We start from the raw sequence: 2,403 nt of genomic DNA on the forward strand, positions 1-2,403 counted from the left end.
ACTGTTTTTGACCCAGGGCGCGGTCAGTCAGCAGATCCGCCAACTGGAGAGTCATCTTGGGGTGGCACTGTTCAAGCGCTTACCCCGTGGCCTGGGGCTGACCGAGGAAGGCCAGGCTTATCTGCCGGTGGTGCAGGATGCGATCACGCGACTGGCAGTGGGGACCAACGAGATTTTTGGCCAGCACAAACGTCGGCCGATCAAGGTGCGTGGCAGCCTGGCGTTCTTCGTGCATTGGCTGGCACCCAAGCTGGCGGGGTTTAGCCAGGCGCATCCGCATGTCGATATCCGCTACATCAGCAATATCTGGGTCAAGGAACTGGACGGTGAGGATGACATGGAGATTCGCTGGGGCCACGGTCAATGGCCCGGCCTGGTATCGCAGCGCCTGACCTGGGACACGTTGTTTCCGGTCTGCTCGCCGGACCTGATGGCGAAGTCGCCGCTGACGGTCCCGGCGGACGTGTCGCACCATCCGCTGTTGCATGTTCTGGGTTACGAAGAGGGTTGGGGTTACTGGTTGAACATGGTCGGTGCGGACACCGTCGACTCCTCGACCGGCATGCAGTTCGACACATTGATCTGCACTTTGCGCATGGCCGAGTTAGGGCAGGGGATCGCCCTGGCGCGGTCCTCGATGGTGGAGGAGATGCTTCAGGACGGACGATTGGTCGAACCCTTTACCCAGCGTATCGAAGCCAGCGAGTCTTTTTACCTTGTGCGCGGTTCCGGGGCCGAGCAGCACCCCGACGCAGTGATGTTTTCCACCTGGCTGGTCGAGCAGGCACATCGTTTCAAATGAATGGCCGGAGCCAACCATGCGTTATGTGAGTACCCGAAATTCGTCCGTGCAGGTCGACTTCGAACAGGTCGTATTGTCTGGCATTGCCGAGGACGGTGGGCTGTTCGTACCGCTCGAACTGCCGCTGTTTGAAGCGCAGGACATCGCCAACTGGTCGACCTTGCCCTATGACGAACTGGCCTACAGGGTGATCAGTCCGTTCGTGGGGGAGGCGATCCCCGAGACAGACCTCAAGCGCCTGCTCAAAGAGGCTGGCAGTCAATTCAGCCACCGTTCCCTGGCGCCTTTGCATCAGGTCGATCGTAACGAGTGGGTGCTGGAACTGTTCCACGGCCCGACTCGCTCCTCGAAGGATTTTGCCGCGCAGTTGCAGGCGCGGCTGGTGCCGTATTTTCTGCGCAAGCGCGGGCGTCGCGGGGTGGTGATCGGTGCCACCAACGGCGATACCGGGCTGGCGGCCATCGAGGCGTTCAAGCACTGCGAGGACACCTGCGTGGTGGTGTTTTACCCAGAGAAGGGCGTCCCCCTGGACCAACTCCAGCATCTGCAAGCAGCGGCGCACCCAAGGGTTCATCAGTTTGCAGTGAATGGCAGCTTCGATGAGTGCCAGACCATCGTCACCCGGCTGTTCCGAGAATGGCCGAATACGCAGCACGAGGCGATCAGTTTCAACTCGAGTAACTGGGTCAGTGTGTTGGCGCAACTGGTGTTTTACTTCCACGCCGTGTTGCAACTGGGAGGCGGCCAGCGACCGATCGGTTTCAGTGTGCCGGCGGCGAGTTTTGCCGAGGTGTATGCCGGCTACATCGCGCAAAAAATGGGCCTGCCGATCACCCAGATGATTGTTGCGACCAACCAGAACGACGCGTTGCATCAGTTGTTTCAGAAGAACCACTACAGCAGGTCACGAGCCAACAAGACGCTTTCGCCTGCCATGGACCTGTCGATCTTCTCCAATCTGGAACGCTTCCTTTGGGAGCTCTACGGGCGTGACGACCAGGCGGTGTGTGCGCTGATGGAGGGGTTCGAGTCCAGCGGCGAGATGGTCATCGCCAACGAATTCTGGTTGCAGGCGCGGATGATCATCGACTCCTATGCGGTCAGTGATGAGCAGACGCTGACGGAAATCACCTCGCTGTATCGCGACACGGGATACGTCATCGACCCGCATACAGCCACTGGCGTGCTGGCCGCCCGGTTGTATCGGCGAAGCCTGGTGGCGCCAATGGTGACCCTGGGGGAAATCTCGCCGGTCAAGTCGGCGGCACTGCTTGGCGAGTTGGGCATCAGTGTGGCGGGACCGCAACTTGAGGTCGCGACGCAAGGACAGGCGCAGGTTTACCGGATTCAACCGGACGACCTCGATACCATCCATGAGCTGCTCGGCGCGCTGTGAAGGCGCGACAACAGGAGGCCAAGTGAAGCGAATTCTGGACCCCCTCGATGAACACATCATCGCGGAACTACAGCTCAATGCCAGGGCTGCACATGCCGAGCTGGCAGCCAAGGTCAATCTGTCACGCAATGCGGTGCGCCAACGTATAGAAAGACTTGAACGCGACGGGGTAATACAGGGATATACGGTACGCACGGGGGAGGGG

3 protein-coding genes are annotated in these 2,403 nt (G+C 60.0%); all 3 read left to right on the plus strand.

Annotated features, from left to right (window positions below; translation table 11 throughout):
- Nucleotide 1 precedes the first annotated feature (1 nt).
- Complete coding sequence (locus tag ACXRVY_RS24515; protein WP_458238474.1) at nucleotides 2-802, plus strand: LysR substrate-binding domain-containing protein; 801 nt, start codon at nucleotides 2-4, stop codon at nucleotides 800-802.
- Between the two features lie 16 nt (nucleotides 803-818).
- Nucleotides 819-2,198 carry a threonine synthase gene (thrC, locus tag ACXRVY_RS24520; RefSeq protein WP_223458754.1) on the plus strand — a complete coding sequence of 460 codons (1,380 nt, stop codon included), beginning with the start codon at nucleotides 819-821 and terminating at the stop codon, nucleotides 2,196-2,198.
- Between the two features lie 22 nt (nucleotides 2,199-2,220).
- A partial coding sequence (locus ACXRVY_RS24525; protein WP_458238475.1) for a winged helix-turn-helix transcriptional regulator occupies nucleotides 2,221-2,403 on the plus strand: 183 nt, incomplete at its 3' end.

The sequence above is a fragment of the Pseudomonas sp. P5_A2_2 genome (genome assembly GCF_054177685.1).

Coding starts and splice junctions, on each gene's coding strand:
- thrC (WP_223458754.1), top strand. CDS start 819: ATGCGTTATGTGAGTACCCGAAATTCGTCCGTGCAGGTCGACTTCGAA.